The sequence below is a fragment of the Rhodococcus sp. NPDC055112 genome, from assembly GCF_053607505.1.
Window position 1 is genome coordinate 18,135 of record NZ_JBSGTR010000030.1, and the last position, 13,410, is coordinate 31,544.

Sequence of the window (13,410 nt, forward strand, 5' to 3'; positions counted from 1 at the left end):
CCACCCGGGGACGGGCATGCTGAGGCGCATGGAGCCGATTCCCGAGGACTGGAAACGGGGCGTCGTCATCGTCGCCCACCCCGACGACATCGAGTACGGGGCCGCCGCGGCGGTGGCCCGGTGGACCGGTCAGGGCAAGGACATCCGGTATGTCCTCGCGACCAGCGGCGAGGCGGGCATCACGGGCCTGCCGCCTGCCGAGTGCGGGCCGCTGCGCGAGGAAGAGGAACGCCGCTCGGCGGCCGTCGTCGGCGTCAGGGAGGTCGAATTCCTGGGCCACCCAGACGGCAGACTCCAGGAGGGGCTGGATCTGCGACGGGATCTGGCGGCGGCGATCCGGCGGCATCGGCCCGAGTTCGTGCTCACCATGAATCATCGCGAGACCTGGGGGCCGGGCTTTCTCAACAGCGCCGACCATCGGGCGCTCGGGCAGAGCGTGCTCGACGCGGTGTCCGACGCGGCCAACGAGTGGATCTTTCCCGAGCTCACCGAACCGCGGTGGACGGGCGTGCGGTGGGTGGCGGTCAACGTCATGGTCGGGGCAACCCACGCCGTCGACGTCAGCGCCACGGTCGACACGGCGGTGGCGTCGCTCGCCGAACACAGCCGGTACCTGCAGGCGCTCAGCGACGTCCCGGTGCTGGATCAGGCGCGGGCGCAGATCGAGATGGCGACCGGTCCGAGGGACGGTTTCGCGGCCGATCGTGCGGTCGGGTTCGAGCTGTACCAGTTCTGAGGCCACGGCCGACGCGCTCGCCGAGGTGGAGGCGGGATGGACCGCCAACCCCGGCGAGCGCACCCCGTCAGCGGATCGGTGCCCCGACGATGACGGATCCCGCGCCGGGAACCGCCTCGATGTCGATCGGCAGCGGGTCGAACCGTTCGCCGTCGGCATAGGCGGTGATGCCGGCCGCCTCGAGCCGGACCCTGCGGGACCGGAACGTCTGCACCTCGTCCAGTTCGACGTGGGTGCCCTTGTAGACCGTCGGGAACAGGCGCACCAACCGCAGCCGGCTGCTCGCCGCCACCACGGTGACGTCCAGCAGTCCGTCGGTGACCTCGGCGTTCGGGGTGATCAGCATGCCGCCGCCGTACGAGGTGCCGTTGCCGACCGTGACCATCGCCGCGTCGAGTTCGATGGTCTGGTCGTCGAGCACGATCCGGTAGGGGATCGGGCGCAGCTGCGCCAGCTCGACGAGCATCGCGACGTTGTAGCGCATCGGCCCGCGGGGCCACCGCAGCCGGTTCGCCCGGTCGGTGACCAGCGAGTCGAACCCGCTGGAGAGCACGGTGCCGAACCAGCGGTCGCCGACCTTGCCGAGATCGATCGTCTCGGTGGTGCCGCGGGCGATGACATCCGCGGCGGCGGCCGGGTCGTCGACCGGGATGTGGAACAACCGGGCGTGGTCGTTGCCGGTGCCGCCGGGGATGATGCCGAGCGGGATGCCGCTCTGGGCAAGGGCCTGCCAGGCGATGCTGATCAGCCCGTCGCCGCCGGCCGCGACCAACGCGTCGGTGCCGTCGGCAACTGCCTTTCGTGCCAGCTCGAGGGCCTCCGTCGCGGATTCCCCCTCGATCTCGGTGACCTGTACGCCGAGCTCGCGGAGCCGGGCGATCGCCGCCGCGGCGGCCTCCGGGGCGTGGCCATTGCCTGCGGCGGGGTTCGTCAGAACCGTGACTGATCTCATGGAATCAGCTTGCCAGGGTTGAGGATTCCGGTGGGATCAACGGCGTCCTTGACTGCCTGGAGCACCCGTCCGCCCAGCTCGCCGACCTCGTCCGACATCCACGGACGGTGGTCGCGCCCGACGGCGTGGTGGTGGGTGATGGTGGCGCCGACGGAGACGATCGCGTCGCCGGCGGCCTTCTTCGCCGCCGCCCACTGGGGCAGCGGATCGGCGGTCTGTGCGCAGACCACGGTGAAGTAGAGGGAGGCGCCGGTCGGGTAGGTGTGCGAGATGTGGCACATCACCAGCGCCGGGGTGCCCTGTGCGGTCAGCGATTCGGTGAGCGCGGTGGTGACGGCGGTACGGAGGTTCGACAGGTTCGACCACGTGGTGGCCGTCTCGAGGGTCTCCACGATGGCGCCCGCGTTGAGCAGCGCATCGCGCAGGTACGGCGCGTCGTAGCGGCCGTGCTCCCATGACCTGGCGGGCTGCTCGCCCAGGTCGGTGCCGCCCGCGGCGGCGAGCAGCGCGCACGCCTCGGCGTGCCGGGACTCCACGTGGGCCGCGGTGCCCTCGAAGGTGGTGATCGCCAGGCAGCCCGCCGCGGGGCTCTCGCCGCCCACGTCGCCTGCCAGCGCCAGGTTGAGTCCGGTCTCGGCCTCGTCGGACAGCCGCATCACGGTCGGGGTGGCGCCGGTCTGGATCACCGTGCGCAGCGCGGTCGCGCCGGTCTCGAAATCGGGGAACGACCAGGCCCGGTAGGCGGTGGTCTCGGGGATGGGGTGCACCCGGACGGCCACCTCAGTGATGATCCCGAACGCGCCCTCCGACCCGACGAACAGCTCGCGCAGGTCCGGTCCGGCGGCGGACGCGGGCGCCCTGCCCAGGTCGAGGTCGCCGGTCGGGGTCGCGACCCGGATCCGCTGGACCATGTCGTCGAAGCGGCCGTAGCCGGCGGAGGCCTGGCCGGAGGACCTGGTCGCGGCGAACCCGCCGATCGTGGCGAACTGGAAGCTCTGCGGGAAGTGACCGAGCGAGAAGCCGTGCGTGCCGAGGAGCTGCTCGGCCTGCGGGCCGGTGACGCCCGCCTGCAGGGTCGCGATGCCGGACACGGTGTCGAGCTCGAGCAGCGCGTCCAGGCGGCGCAGGTCGAGGGCGATCACCTCGTGGAAACCGCCGCGTGCCGGGTCGACGCCGCCGACCACGCTGGTGCCGCCGCCGAAGGGCACCACAGCGATGGACTCGGCCGCGCAGTACCGCAGCAGGGCGAGCACCTCGTCGTGTGAGCCGGGCAGGACCACCGCGTCGGGGGCATCCTGCGGCTCGGTGTCCTTGCGGCGCAACAGGTCCGGCGTGCTCTTGCCGCCGGCATGGCGGAGCCGGGTCGCGTCGTCGGTGCGCACGTGCTCGGCCCCGATCAGCTCGTCGAGGTCGGTGCGGTGGCCCTCGGTCAGGCTGATCGGGCGCAGCACCGCGGCCGACTCCTCGGGCGGCGGGGACTGCTCGGCGCTGACGCCGAGTGCGGAGCGGAGCAGGGTGAGCACCTGCGGCGAGAGTTGCTTGCGGAACTCGGCGACTCCCCAGGCGTCCCACTCCATGGTGGGTGCCGCGGTGTCGGGGAACTGCGGAGTGGGGGCTGATTGCGGAGCTGCGGTGTCGGACATGCGTTACAGTGTTACATACGATGTCTATCCGTAACGCTGAACCGCAGACTGCAGCTGCAGCGCCCACCGTCGACGACCTCATTCTCGACGCAACCCGGGCCTGTGTGCTCGAATTCGGCCTGAGGCGGACCACCCTGGCCGAGATCGCCCGTCGCGCGGGGGTGAGTCGACCCACCGTGTACCGCCGCTGGCCCGATACCAAGGCCGTCGTCGCGGACCTGCTGACCAGGGAGATCGAGCAGGCGCTGCCGGAGATGTCCGGGTCGGGGGCTGCGCGTGAGCAGTTGGTGCGCGGCGTGGCGGAGACCGCCGAGACTGTGCGGAGCCACCCGCTGTTCGTCAAGATCCTGCGCTCGGACCCCGAACTGCTCATCACCTACATCGTCGACCGGCTCGGGGCGAGCCAGCGGGCGATCGTCGACACGCTCACCCCTGTCGTCCTGGTCGGGCAGCGCGACGGCTCGATCCGCGCGGGCGATGCCACCGGTATCGCCACCATGATCCTGCTGATGGCGCAGTCGGCCGTGCAGTCAGCGGGCATGGTCGCGGAGATCCTGCCCCCGAAGGCGCTGATCGCGGAGCTCGCGCACGCGGTCGACGCGTACCTCAGACCACCCCTCACATAGGAGCAACGGTGAACCAGCAATCGAAGTCGGCGCTGAATGCGGACCGGCGCAGCCGGGAACTGTCCGAGCTCGGTGACGGGACCGCGGTGGACCTGCTCGTCGTCGGCGGCGGCATCACCGGTGTCGGTACCGCCCTCGACGCCGCCTCGCGCGGCCTGCGGGTGGTGCTCGTCGACAAGCACGACCTGGCGTTCGGCACGAGCCGATGGAGTTCAAAGCTCGCCCACGGCGGGTTGCGCTATCTGGCCTCGGGGAACGTCGGCATCGCGCGGGAGAGCGCCGTCGAGCGCGGGATCCTGATGACGAGCACCGCGCCGCACCTGGTCCGGGCGATGCCGCAGCTCGTTCCGTTGCTGCCGTCGGTCGGGGCCTTCGAGAAGACCCTGGTGCGAACCGGATTCCTGGCGGGCGACGTGCTGCGGGCCACTGCCCGGACGTCGACGAAAGTGTTGCCGCGCTCGCGCCGGGTGTCCGCCGACCGTGCCGCGGAGCTCGCGCCCGCGGTCCGGCGCGACGGTCTGCGCGGCGGGCTGCTGGCGTTCGACGGCCAGCTGATCGACGATGCCAGGCTTGTCGTGGCCATCGCGCGCACCGCTGCTCAGCACGGCGCCACGGTTCTGACCCGGGTGGGTGCGTACGACGTGACCGGTACCTCGGCGCGGCTGCGCGATGAGCAGACCGGCGAGGAACTGACGATCCGGGCCCGCGCGGTGGTGAACGCGGCGGGGGTCTGGGCCGGGCAGGTCGATCCCGACATCCGGTTGAAGCCGAGCCGGGGCACTCATCTGGTGTTGCCCGCGGAGGCGCTGGGGAATCCCACCGCAGCCCTGACGGTGCCGATCCCGGGGGAGACCAACCGATTCGTGTTCGCGCTGCCCGCGCAGCTGGGCCGGGTCTACCTCGGCCTCACCGACGAGGCGATCGAGGGCGAGATCCCCGACGTGCCGCAGGCCGCGGACTTCGAGATCGACTTCCTGCTCGACACGGTGAACACCGCGCTGGGTACGCCGCTGACCCGGGCGGACGTGCTGGCCACCTATTCGGGTCTGCGGCCGTTGCTCGACACCGGCGAGGGCTCGACCGCCGATCTCTCGCGCAACCACGCGGTGCTCCGCTCGTCGAACGGCGTCATCAGTGTGGTCGGCGGCAAGCTCACCACCTATCGGAAGATGGCGCAGGACGCGGTCGACGCCGCCGTCCGCGCGGGTGCTCTCGTGGCGGGACCGTGTGTGACCACGAAGCTCCCTGTGGTCGGCGCGGGGCCGGTCACGGGCGACCTGCCTGCCTCGCTCGTCGCCCGCTACGGCAGCGAGTCGGCACAGGTGGCGGCGGCGGGCGAGCTCGCCCCGATCGCGGAGGGTATCGACGTCACGCACGCCGAGCTGGCCTTCGCGGTCAGCCACGAGGGCGCCCTCGACGTCGACGACCTGCTGGACCGGCGGACCCGGATCGGGCTGGTGCCCGCGGATCGCGAGCGGGCGACGGAGGCTGCCGAGGCCGCGCTGAAGGGCTGACGGCGAGGATTTTCGGGTCTTCTCCGCGACACCGGCAATTGAGGACCGTTTCTGACCGCAATAGCTCGTAGCGTCATCCCTACCAACAGACAAGGGAAGGCCGATCACATGAGCACAGTTCAGAACGCCGCCGCACAGTCCACCGTCACCGGGGAGCACGCCGACATCCTGGCGATGCTGGCCGACCAGCGCCAGACCTTCCTCATCACGTTCCGCGGGCTCGACGACGCGCAGGCACGGACTCGGTCGACGGCGAGCGAACTCACCCTGATGTCCCTGGTCAAGCACGTCGCCGCCACGGAGCGGCACTGGATCGAGACGATGATCGAACCTGACGAGAACGCCGAGTTCGACATGGAGACCGCAACCGAGGCGTGGACCGTCGGCGAGGATACGACCCTGGCCGGGTTGCTCGAGGACTACGCGGCCGTCGCACGCGCGACCGATGCGGCGGTGGCGGGACTGCCGGACCTGGGCGTGCTCATCCCGATGCCGACCGCGCCGTGGGCCCCCGAGCGCGAGTGGTGGACGGCCCGAAAGATCCTGCTGCACATCCTCCGGGAGACCGCGCAGCACTCGGGCCACGCGGACATCATCCGTGAGTCGCTCGACGGCGGGAACACCACCATGCAGATGGGGGCCGACGCGGGCATGGAGTTCTAACGGGGGAGGCTGCGCTCGGCGGCGACTCCGAAGTAGTCGCCGCCCTTGTGCTCCGGGTCGTGGGTGCCCCACCGGCGGACCCGGTCGACGGGCACCAACCGGGGGATGTGCTTGCGGCAGTGGATGTATGCCTCCTCGATGTGCACGACGACCCAACGCTCCGCGCGGCGGCCGCGCTCCCGCTCCTTCGGAAGATCCGGGTATGCGCGCCGCACCTCGTCGTCGGTGATGATCTGTGCCGTGCCGTTGACGTGCAGGCCGATCAGATCGGTGACGAAATCCGCCATGAACAGCCCGATGTGCGGGTTCTCGATGATGTTGCCCAGGCTGGCCATCACTCCGTTGCCCTGGTACTCGGGATATCCGACGAGGTCAGCGGCGAAGACCCGGACGAAGCCAGGTGGGCCGGCCCGCAGCGACACGTCGCAGGTTCCGTCCGGCGCGGCCGTGCCGATGAACAGCAGGTCCATTCTCGCGATGAACTCGATCATCGCGGGGTTCAGGCGGGCGCACATCTGGCGGTCGTAGAAACGGTCGGCGCGGAACGAGGTCCCCAGTTCGTCCTGCATCGTCCGCTCGCCGTTGGTGCCGTTCGCCGGGAGTTCGGCGCTGGACATCGTGTTCTCCTGGAGCCGAGGCATGTGGTGCGAGGTGATCACCCTCATGCTCCGTCCGAATCGGGTCGGACCCCACCGACCCAAGGGTGACAATCCGCCACCCTTGGTGTGGCCCGCCTCGATGCCGCGCGTGCCCGGCCGGCCGGGAGTAGCGTCGGAGTTCGTGAGCATTCGACTCGGATATCAGATGCCCAACTTCAGCTACTCGCGGTCGGTGCGGGAGCTGTTCCCGACCGTGATCGCCCAGGCCCGCGAGGCCGAGGCGGCCGGATTCGACACCGCGTTCGTGATGGACCACTTCTATCAGCTGCCCGGCATCGGGGAGCCCGACGAACCGATGCTCGAGGCCTACACCGCGCTGGCCGGGCTCGCGGCATCGACCGAGAGCATCCAGCTCTCGGCGCTCGTCACCGGCAACACCTACCGGAACCCGGCCATGCTCGCCAAGACGGTGACGACCCTGGACGTGGTCAGCGGCGGGCGGGCTGTGCTCGGCATCGGCGCCGGCTGGTTCGAGCTCGAACACCGCCAGTTCGGTTACGAGTTCGGCACTTTCACCGATCGCTTCGAGCGGCTCGGCGAGGCGTTGGAGATCATCGTGCCGATGCTGCGCGGGCAGCGTCCGACCTTCGAGGGCAAGTGGTACCGGACCGAGGGCGCGATCAACGAGCCCCGCATCCGCGACGACCTGCCGGTGCTGCTCGGCGGCGGCGGTGAGAAGAAGACCTTCGGCTTTGCGGCCCGCTATGCCGATCACCTGAACATGATCTGCAACGCATCCGAGCTGCCCCGCAAACTGGACGCGCTGGCCGCGCGCTGCGCGGAGGTCGGCCGGGATCGCGGCACTCTCGAGACGAGCTTCCTCGCCTTCGTGATCATCGACGAGGACGGCGATCGCGCCCGCAGGCTGCAACGCGACCTCCTGCTCACCCGCGGGCTCGACCTGGATGCTCTCGACGAGGACGAACGCGCCGCAGCCACGGATCGGCAGTTCGTCGGTGATCCCGACGACGTGGCCGAGCAGATCGCATCGCGGGTCCTCGACCGTGGCATCGACGGCGTCGTCATCAATCTGATCGCGAACGGCCACGAGCCGGGCATCGTCGAGTTGGCAGGCCGGACACTGGGCGGATTGGTGCGCCGCTAGGAGGAGGCGAGCGGGATGGAGCGCAGGAGTGACGCGGCGCAGACCCGGCGGCGCGGGGATCGGCGTTCGGCGTTCGAGCGGTTCGTCGAGCGGGCCCAGCTCCGGGTCAGTCAGTCGCCCTTCTTCTTCGTGTGCGCCGGGTTGGTCGCACTCTGGCTGGTCAGCCTTCCGCTGTGGACCGATCTCAAGGCGTGGCAGGCCGCGATCCATACCGTCGCGAGCGTCTTCACCCTGCTCCTGGTGGTGCTGCTGGAGAACGCGAGCAGGCGGGCCGACGAGGCCGAGCAGGAAAAGCTCAATGTCATCGCCGAGGCGTTGGCCGCGCTGATGGATTCGTCCGCGGTGCACGATCCGGCGCTGCGCGAGGCCGCGACCCGGCTCCGCGATGCCGTCGGCCTCGAAGCACGTCACTGAGGTCAGGGCGCTCCGGCCGCTGTGGCACGCTGATCGGATGCGAGTCGCCGTCGTCGCCGGACCGGATCCGGGTCATGCCATTCCCGCCATTGCGCTCTGCCTGAGATTCATTGCGGCCGGTGACGATCCGGTTCTCTTCACCGGGGCCCGCTGGCTGGAGGCGGCGCGGGAGGCAGGCATCACCGCGCGCAAGCTCAAGGGCCTGGCGCCGCGGCCGGAGGACGACGACATGGACGCGGGCCAGCGCATCCACTCGCGGGCGGCGCACATCTCGACCGAGGTGCTGCCGGACCTGAGCGCCATGCTCCCGGACCTTGTCGTCTCCGACATTCTCACCGCGGGCGGTGGGATGGCGGCCGAGCGGCTCGACGTGCCATGGGTGGAGCTGTCGCCGCACCCGCTGTACTCGCCCTCGAAGGGGTTGCCGCCCATCGGCAGCGGCCTCGCGCCGGGGGAGGGTCTGCGCGGCCGTGCCCGCGACACGCTGATGCGGGCGGCGACCGGCCGGTCGATCAAGCAGGGCCTGCGACAGCGTTCCGAGGCAAGGGTCACCGTCGGGCTGCCCGCGACGGACCCCGGCCCCGTGGCCAGGCTGATCGCGACCCTGCCCGCGCTGGAGGTTCCGCGCCCGGACTGGCCGGAGAACGCACACGTGGTCGGCCCACTGCTGTGGGAGCCGACCTCGGACCTGCTCACGCCGCCGCCGGGCGACGAGCCGCTGGTGATGATCGCGCCCTCGACCGCGTTCACCGGCGCCGAGGGCATGCTGGAGACGGCGCTGAAGGCCCTCGACGGCGCGGGTGTGCGGGTGGTCGCCTCCATGCTCGACGAGCCGCCGACCGGCCTGCCGGACTGGGCTCGCGCGGGGCTGGGCAGGCAGGACGCGTTGCTCGCGCAGTCCGCCGCGGTCGTGTGCGGCGGCGGGCACGGAATGCTCGCCAAGACCCTGCTGGCCGGGGTCCCTGCGGTCACGGTGCCCGGCGGTGGGGACCAATGGGAACTGGCGAACCGCGCGTCCAGGCAGGGCAGCGCGGTGGTGGTGCGCCCGCTCGGGGCGGAGGCCCTGCGCGAGGCCGTGCTGCGCGTGCTGTCCGAACCCGGGTTCGCGGCTGCCGCGGCCGCCGCGGCGGGCGGCCTGACGGAGGTGGCGGACCCGGTGGCGGTGTGCAGGGCGGCGGCCCGGTGACGATGCGCGCTACCGTTGCCGTGTGCGACTGACCGAGTTCAACGAGATGGTCCATGGCGAGTTCGGCCGACTGTACGGCGACTCGCTGCTGGTGGACCACGTCCTGATCAGCCTCGACGGCAAGACCGCGGCCGAGGCCATTGAGGCAGGTCGCGATCCCCGCGAGGTCTGGCGTGCGCTGTGTGCCGAGTTCGAGGTCCCGCGCGCCCGCTGGTGAACCCGGATCCGTCGATTGGTCCTGCGCCACGCCGCCGCAGATGTTGACTCGAACAGGTGTTCCCCTATGCTGGGTTGTGTTCGGTGATCGCCCGGATCGGCGACCTTGTTCCTGGACAAGTCGACTGATCACGAACTTGTCGGTACCCCGCTCTAACGTGACGGCATCGCTTGAAACAGATCGCTGATGAATCCCAGATCGCTGGACGAGTCGTTGACTTAAGGAGAACCGAAGATGGCACCACAGGCACACGATCGCGACAAGGCGCTCGAGCTCGCACTGGCGCAGATCGACAAGAACTTCGGCAAGGGTTCGGTGATGCGCCTCGGGGACGAGTCCCGTCAGCCCATCGCGGTCATCCCGACCGGGTCGATCGCACTGGATGTCGCCCTCGGCATCGGCGGTCTGCCGCGCGGTCGTGTGATCGAGATCTACGGCCCGGAATCCTCGGGTAAGACCACGGTCGCCCTGCACGCGGTCGCCAACGCGCAGGCCAACGGCGGTATCGCGGCCTTCATCGACGCCGAGCACGCGCTCGATCCGGACTACGCCAAGAAGCTCGGCGTCGACACCGATGCGCTGCTGGTCTCCCAGCCGGACACCGGTGAGCAGGCGCTGGAGATCACGGACATGCTGATCCGTTCCGGCGCGCTCGACATCCTGGTCGTCGACTCGGTGGCGGCGCTGGTGCCCCGCGCCGAGATCGAGGGCGAGATGGGCGACAGCCACGTCGGTCTGCAGGCCCGCCTGATGAGCCAGGCGCTGCGCAAGATCACGGGCGCGATGAGCAACTCCGGCACCACCGTCATCTTCATCAACCAGCTGCGCGAGAAGATCGGTGTCATGTTCGGCTCGCCGGAGACCACCACCGGCGGTAAGGCGCTGAAGTTCTATGCGTCTGTCCGGATGGACATCCGGCGAATCGAGACGTTGAAGGACGGCTCCGACGCGGTCGGTAACCGCACCCGCATCAAGGTCGTCAAGAACAAGATGGCGCCGCCGTTCAAGCAGGCCGAGTTCGACATCCTCTACGGTCACGGAATCAGCAAGGAAGGCTCGCTGATCGACATGGGCGTCGAGCACGGCTTCATCCGGAAGTCGGGCTCTTGGTTCACCTATGAGGGCGACCAGTTGGGCCAGGGCAAGGAGAACGCCCGGAAGTTCCTGCTGGAGAACACCGACATCCGCGACGAGATCGAGAAGAAGATCAAGGAAAAGCTGGGCATCGGCGCCGACGTGACGGCGGACGCGGCGCCTGCGGCCCCGGTCGACTTCTAGGACCCTCGTGCGCTCCGGTGACGATGCCCCCCGGACCCCGGCCGCTCAGGAGGCACAGGCGAAGGATCTGTGCCTGCGCCTCCTGACGGATCGGGCGCGTAGCCGGGCGGAGCTGGCGAAGAAACTCGCGGACAAGGGCTTCGACGAGGATGTCGCCGTGCGGGTGCTCGATCGGCTCACCGTGGTCGGCCTGATCGACGACGCGTCGTTCGCCGCCCAATGGGTGCATTCGCGGCACACCTTCTCCGGCAAGGGGAAGCGCGCGCTTGCGATGGAATTGCGCACCAAGGGGGTCGCGCCGGAGATCGCGGCGCAGGCGCTGGACCAGATCGACGGTGACGACGAGCGTGCCCGTGCCATCGAACTGGTGCAGCGGAAGCTGCGCACCATGTCGCTGGACTTCGAGGTGGACGGACCGGGCGGGCGCAGCAGCGAACGGGACCGGGCCGTGCGCCGGCTGGTGTCCATGCTGGCCCGCCGCGGCTACCCGCAGTCGATGGCCTTCGATGTGGTGAAGAGCGAACTCGCGCACGCCTGTTCGGAGCTCGACGGCATGGTGGACGGCTAGGGCGTCCCTCCCGTAGCGGGCAGGACCCCCACCCTCCTGAGCTCGTCGAGCATCGACGTGCGGGTCAGGTACGCGGCAATCCGCAGTTCGTCGCCGCGCCGGCGCAACAGGAAATCCGAGGCCATCGTGAGGGTGACGGGGTCCGAGGAGCGCGGCCGTAGCGGGATGGACCAGGTGGTACTGGCGAGGCAGTAGTGCTCGCCCAGCCAGGTTGCGGAGTGCGAGGCGAGGGTGGTGCCGCCGTAGCCGATCGCCGCGAACAGCTCGGATCGCGCGGCGATGCCGGCGAGCAACTGTTCGCGGCTGACGTGCTGATTGCCGTCAGGATCTCCGACGAGCACCTGGTCTTCGTAGAGTGGCGCGAACTGCTCGGCGCTGTCGGCGTCGGCATAGCGCGCGAGGAAGGCTTCGACAAGCGTGGAATCGCATGATTGCATGCACTCTAATTATACCGTGGCGGAAGACAATTCGGGGGGAGGCGCGCCGCAGGTGATGTTCGTCTAGGTGTGCCTTGTTGTGACCTTCGCATCCCGAGGCCGTCGCATCGGCCTATGGCATCTGGTCTCAGGTGCCCATCGGTCCCGGAGTCGGCATCGGAACAAAGGCCGAGGACTGGCTCACGCGCCTAGAATCTGGACATGAGCCACTACGTCAGGAAGGAACCGATCGAACCGGAACCCCGGGCGAGCGCGGGGGGTCGTTCTCGGTTCCGGTGGATGCGCGGGGCTTTGGATTTCCTGCGCCCCGGGAACCTGCTCCGTGACCGGGCGGCCAGCAAGTACTCATCAGTGGCCCCTCGTCATCCTGACGGGACACGCACCAAGATCATCCCGTTCAACGGCAACGGCTGGGGGCGGTAGCCCCTCACCCGTCGCCGAGTGGCGCGCCGCCTACTCGTGAGTCTCGGGTTCGTTGCCATCGGGTTTCGGCACCCGGCCAACACCATGAGGAGTCCAGATGACACGAGAGGGAAGTATCCGGGTCGGCAACCGGACCGTCACCTTTCTCGAGGCCGGTGATCCGGGCGGTCCCCTCGTCCTGCACAACCACGGGGGACCCTCGAGTCGACTCGAGGCCGAGTTGTTCGATTCGTCCGCGAAGGCCAACGGATTGAGATTCGTGTGCGCCGACCGGCCGGGCATGGGCGGGTCCGATCCTCAGCAGGGCCGCACCTTCGCGGGCTGGACCGATGACCTCCTGCTGCTGGCCGACTCCCTCGGCGCAGACCGATTCGCGGTGACCGGCTGGTCAGAGGGTGGGCCGTGGGCCCTTGCGGCCGCCGCGTACCTGGACCCCGCGCGCCTCGTCCACGTCACCTGCATCGCAGGCGGGAACTACGGAACGTTCGGACCGAACTGGGCCGCGAAGTATCTGAGCAGCGTGGACGCGCTGGGCGGTCGCCTGGCGCTGCACTTCCACCCCGGCTTCACCCTGATGTACGAACTGCTCGGGATGAGCGCCACCCACTTCGAGGATCGCTACGCGAAGGCGATCACCAAGTCGGTCGGCGCCGCGGATCGGGAGGTGCTGGCCGACGGGGAGGTGATGAAGTGGTTTCTGGCGGCGGGGCGTGAGTGTTTCCGGCAAGGCGCCGACGGACTCGTCGTCGACGCCACCCTGCTCTACGAGGCCTGGCCGTTCGACATGACCGGCGTGACGCGGCCGGTGCACTTCTGGCAGGGCAACGACGACTCCCTGGTCCCGGAGGTCATCAACAAGACAGTGGCCGAGCAGACCCCGGGGGCCATCTGGCACCCGATCAGCGGTGGCGGTCATTTCATCGCCGTCAGTCACGCGGACGACATTCTCGCGCTGGCAGCGAACGATCTTGCGCCCGCGCCGCATTGAA

Annotated in this window: 15 protein-coding genes; 11 read left to right on the forward strand and 4 right to left on the reverse strand. The window is 69.6% G+C overall.

Annotated elements, in window-relative coordinates:
- Nucleotides 1-28: 28 nt before the first annotated feature.
- Nucleotides 29-736: a PIG-L deacetylase family protein gene (locus ACWFRB_RS14850; RefSeq protein WP_452641906.1), complete on the forward strand. Its 708-nt coding sequence runs from the start codon at nt 29-31 to the stop codon at nt 734-736.
- A gap of 67 nt (nt 737-803) precedes the next feature.
- On the opposite strand, the gene ACWFRB_RS14855 is transcribed toward ACWFRB_RS14850, so the two are convergent.
- The gene (locus ACWFRB_RS14855) at nt 804-1,688 is read right to left on the reverse strand and encodes a diacylglycerol kinase (protein ID WP_452641907.1); all 885 of its coding nucleotides are present in this window, start codon (nt 1,686-1,688) and stop codon (nt 804-806) included.
- The gene (locus ACWFRB_RS14860) at nt 1,685-3,265 is read right to left on the reverse strand and encodes an FAD-binding oxidoreductase (RefSeq protein ID WP_452641940.1); all 1,581 of its coding nucleotides are present in this window, start codon (nt 3,263-3,265) and stop codon (nt 1,685-1,687) included. Before ACWFRB_RS14860 ends, ACWFRB_RS14855 begins: the two co-directional genes overlap by 4 nt.
- 86 nt (nt 3,266-3,351) lie before the next feature.
- Between ACWFRB_RS14860 and ACWFRB_RS14865 the strand changes: the two genes are divergently transcribed.
- From ACWFRB_RS14865 to ACWFRB_RS14875, 3 genes are all read left to right on the forward strand, one after another.
- Nucleotides 3,352-3,957, forward strand: coding sequence for a TetR/AcrR family transcriptional regulator (locus ACWFRB_RS14865; protein ID WP_452641908.1), 606 nt, complete (start codon nt 3,352-3,354; stop codon nt 3,955-3,957).
- A gap of 8 nt (nt 3,958-3,965) precedes the next feature.
- Nucleotides 3,966-5,471, forward strand: coding sequence for a glycerol-3-phosphate dehydrogenase/oxidase (locus tag ACWFRB_RS14870; RefSeq protein WP_452641909.1), 1,506 nt, complete (start codon nt 3,966-3,968; stop codon nt 5,469-5,471).
- Between the two features lie 108 nt (nt 5,472-5,579).
- Complete coding sequence (locus ACWFRB_RS14875) at nt 5,580-6,134, forward strand: DinB family protein (protein WP_452641910.1); 555 nt, start codon at nt 5,580-5,582, stop codon at nt 6,132-6,134.
- Here the strand turns inward: ACWFRB_RS14875 and ACWFRB_RS14880 are convergent.
- Nucleotides 6,131-6,751 carry a pyridoxamine 5'-phosphate oxidase family protein gene (locus ACWFRB_RS14880; protein ID WP_452641911.1) on the reverse strand — a complete coding sequence of 207 codons (621 nt, stop codon included), beginning with the start codon at nt 6,749-6,751 and terminating at the stop codon, nt 6,131-6,133. The two genes, ACWFRB_RS14875 and ACWFRB_RS14880, sit on opposite strands and share 4 nt — an antisense overlap.
- Nucleotides 6,752-6,914: 163 nt before the next feature.
- Between ACWFRB_RS14880 and ACWFRB_RS14885 the strand changes: the two genes are divergently transcribed.
- From ACWFRB_RS14885 to recX, 6 genes are all read left to right on the forward strand, one after another.
- Nucleotides 6,915-7,898 carry an LLM class F420-dependent oxidoreductase gene (locus tag ACWFRB_RS14885; protein WP_452641912.1) on the forward strand — a complete coding sequence of 328 codons (984 nt, stop codon included), beginning with the start codon at nt 6,915-6,917 and terminating at the stop codon, nt 7,896-7,898.
- A gap of 15 nt (nt 7,899-7,913) precedes the next feature.
- Complete coding sequence (locus ACWFRB_RS14890; RefSeq protein WP_452641913.1) at nt 7,914-8,312, forward strand: low affinity iron permease family protein; 399 nt, start codon at nt 7,914-7,916, stop codon at nt 8,310-8,312.
- Nucleotides 8,313-8,349: 37 nt separating this feature from the next.
- Nucleotides 8,350-9,498: a glycosyltransferase gene (locus ACWFRB_RS14895; protein ID WP_452641914.1), complete on the forward strand. Its 1,149-nt coding sequence runs from the start codon at nt 8,350-8,352 to the stop codon at nt 9,496-9,498.
- 22 nt (nt 9,499-9,520) lie between these two features.
- A complete protein-coding gene (locus ACWFRB_RS14900) occupies nt 9,521-9,715 on the forward strand; it encodes a DUF3046 domain-containing protein (RefSeq protein ID WP_077041371.1) in 195 nt (64 codons plus the stop codon).
- A 234-nt stretch (nt 9,716-9,949) separates the two neighbouring features.
- Nucleotides 9,950-10,993: a recombinase RecA gene (gene recA, locus ACWFRB_RS14905; protein ID WP_077041372.1), complete on the forward strand. Its 1,044-nt coding sequence runs from the start codon at nt 9,950-9,952 to the stop codon at nt 10,991-10,993.
- A 7-nt stretch (nt 10,994-11,000) separates the two neighbouring features.
- A complete protein-coding gene (recX, locus tag ACWFRB_RS14910) occupies nt 11,001-11,561 on the forward strand; it encodes a recombination regulator RecX (protein WP_452641915.1) in 561 nt (186 codons plus the stop codon).
- Here the strand turns inward: recX and ACWFRB_RS14915 are convergent.
- Nucleotides 11,558-11,998, reverse strand: a complete 441-nt coding sequence (locus ACWFRB_RS14915; protein ID WP_452641916.1) for a hypothetical protein — start codon at nt 11,996-11,998, stop codon at nt 11,558-11,560. The genes recX and ACWFRB_RS14915 overlap by 4 nt on opposite strands.
- A gap of 520 nt (nt 11,999-12,518) precedes the next feature.
- On the opposite strand from ACWFRB_RS14915, the gene ACWFRB_RS14920 reads away from it, so the two are divergent.
- On the forward strand, nt 12,519-13,409 hold the full coding sequence (locus ACWFRB_RS14920) for an alpha/beta fold hydrolase (RefSeq protein ID WP_452641917.1): 891 nt from the start codon (nt 12,519-12,521) through the stop codon (nt 13,407-13,409).
- The last annotated feature ends 1 nt before the right edge of the window (nt 13,410 follow it).

Bases quoted from the DNA above. Each gene is read 5' to 3' on its own strand.
- ACWFRB_RS14875 (WP_452641910.1), top strand. From the start codon at position 5,580: ATGAGCACAGTTCAGAACGCCGCCGCACAGTCCACCGTCACCGGGGAG.
- recA (WP_077041372.1), top strand. From the start codon at position 9,950: ATGGCACCACAGGCACACGATCGCGACAAGGCGCTCGAGCTCGCACTG.
- ACWFRB_RS14915 (WP_452641916.1), bottom strand. From the start codon at position 11,998: ATGCAATCATGCGATTCCACGCTTGTCGAAGCCTTCCTCGCGCGCTAT.
- ACWFRB_RS14860 (WP_452641940.1), bottom strand. From the start codon at position 3,265: ATGGAGTGGGACGCCTGGGGAGTCGCCGAGTTCCGCAAGCAACTCTCG.
- ACWFRB_RS14920 (WP_452641917.1), top strand. From the start codon at position 12,519: ATGACACGAGAGGGAAGTATCCGGGTCGGCAACCGGACCGTCACCTTT.
- ACWFRB_RS14850 (WP_452641906.1), top strand. From the start codon at position 29: ATGGAGCCGATTCCCGAGGACTGGAAACGGGGCGTCGTCATCGTCGCC.
- ACWFRB_RS14880 (WP_452641911.1), bottom strand. From the start codon at position 6,751: ATGTCCAGCGCCGAACTCCCGGCGAACGGCACCAACGGCGAGCGGACG.
- ACWFRB_RS14865 (WP_452641908.1), top strand. From the start codon at position 3,352: ATGTCTATCCGTAACGCTGAACCGCAGACTGCAGCTGCAGCGCCCACC.
- ACWFRB_RS14890 (WP_452641913.1), top strand. From the start codon at position 7,914: ATGGAGCGCAGGAGTGACGCGGCGCAGACCCGGCGGCGCGGGGATCGG.
- ACWFRB_RS14855 (WP_452641907.1), bottom strand. From the start codon at position 1,688: ATGAGATCAGTCACGGTTCTGACGAACCCCGCCGCAGGCAATGGCCAC.
- ACWFRB_RS14895 (WP_452641914.1), top strand. From the start codon at position 8,350: ATGCGAGTCGCCGTCGTCGCCGGACCGGATCCGGGTCATGCCATTCCC.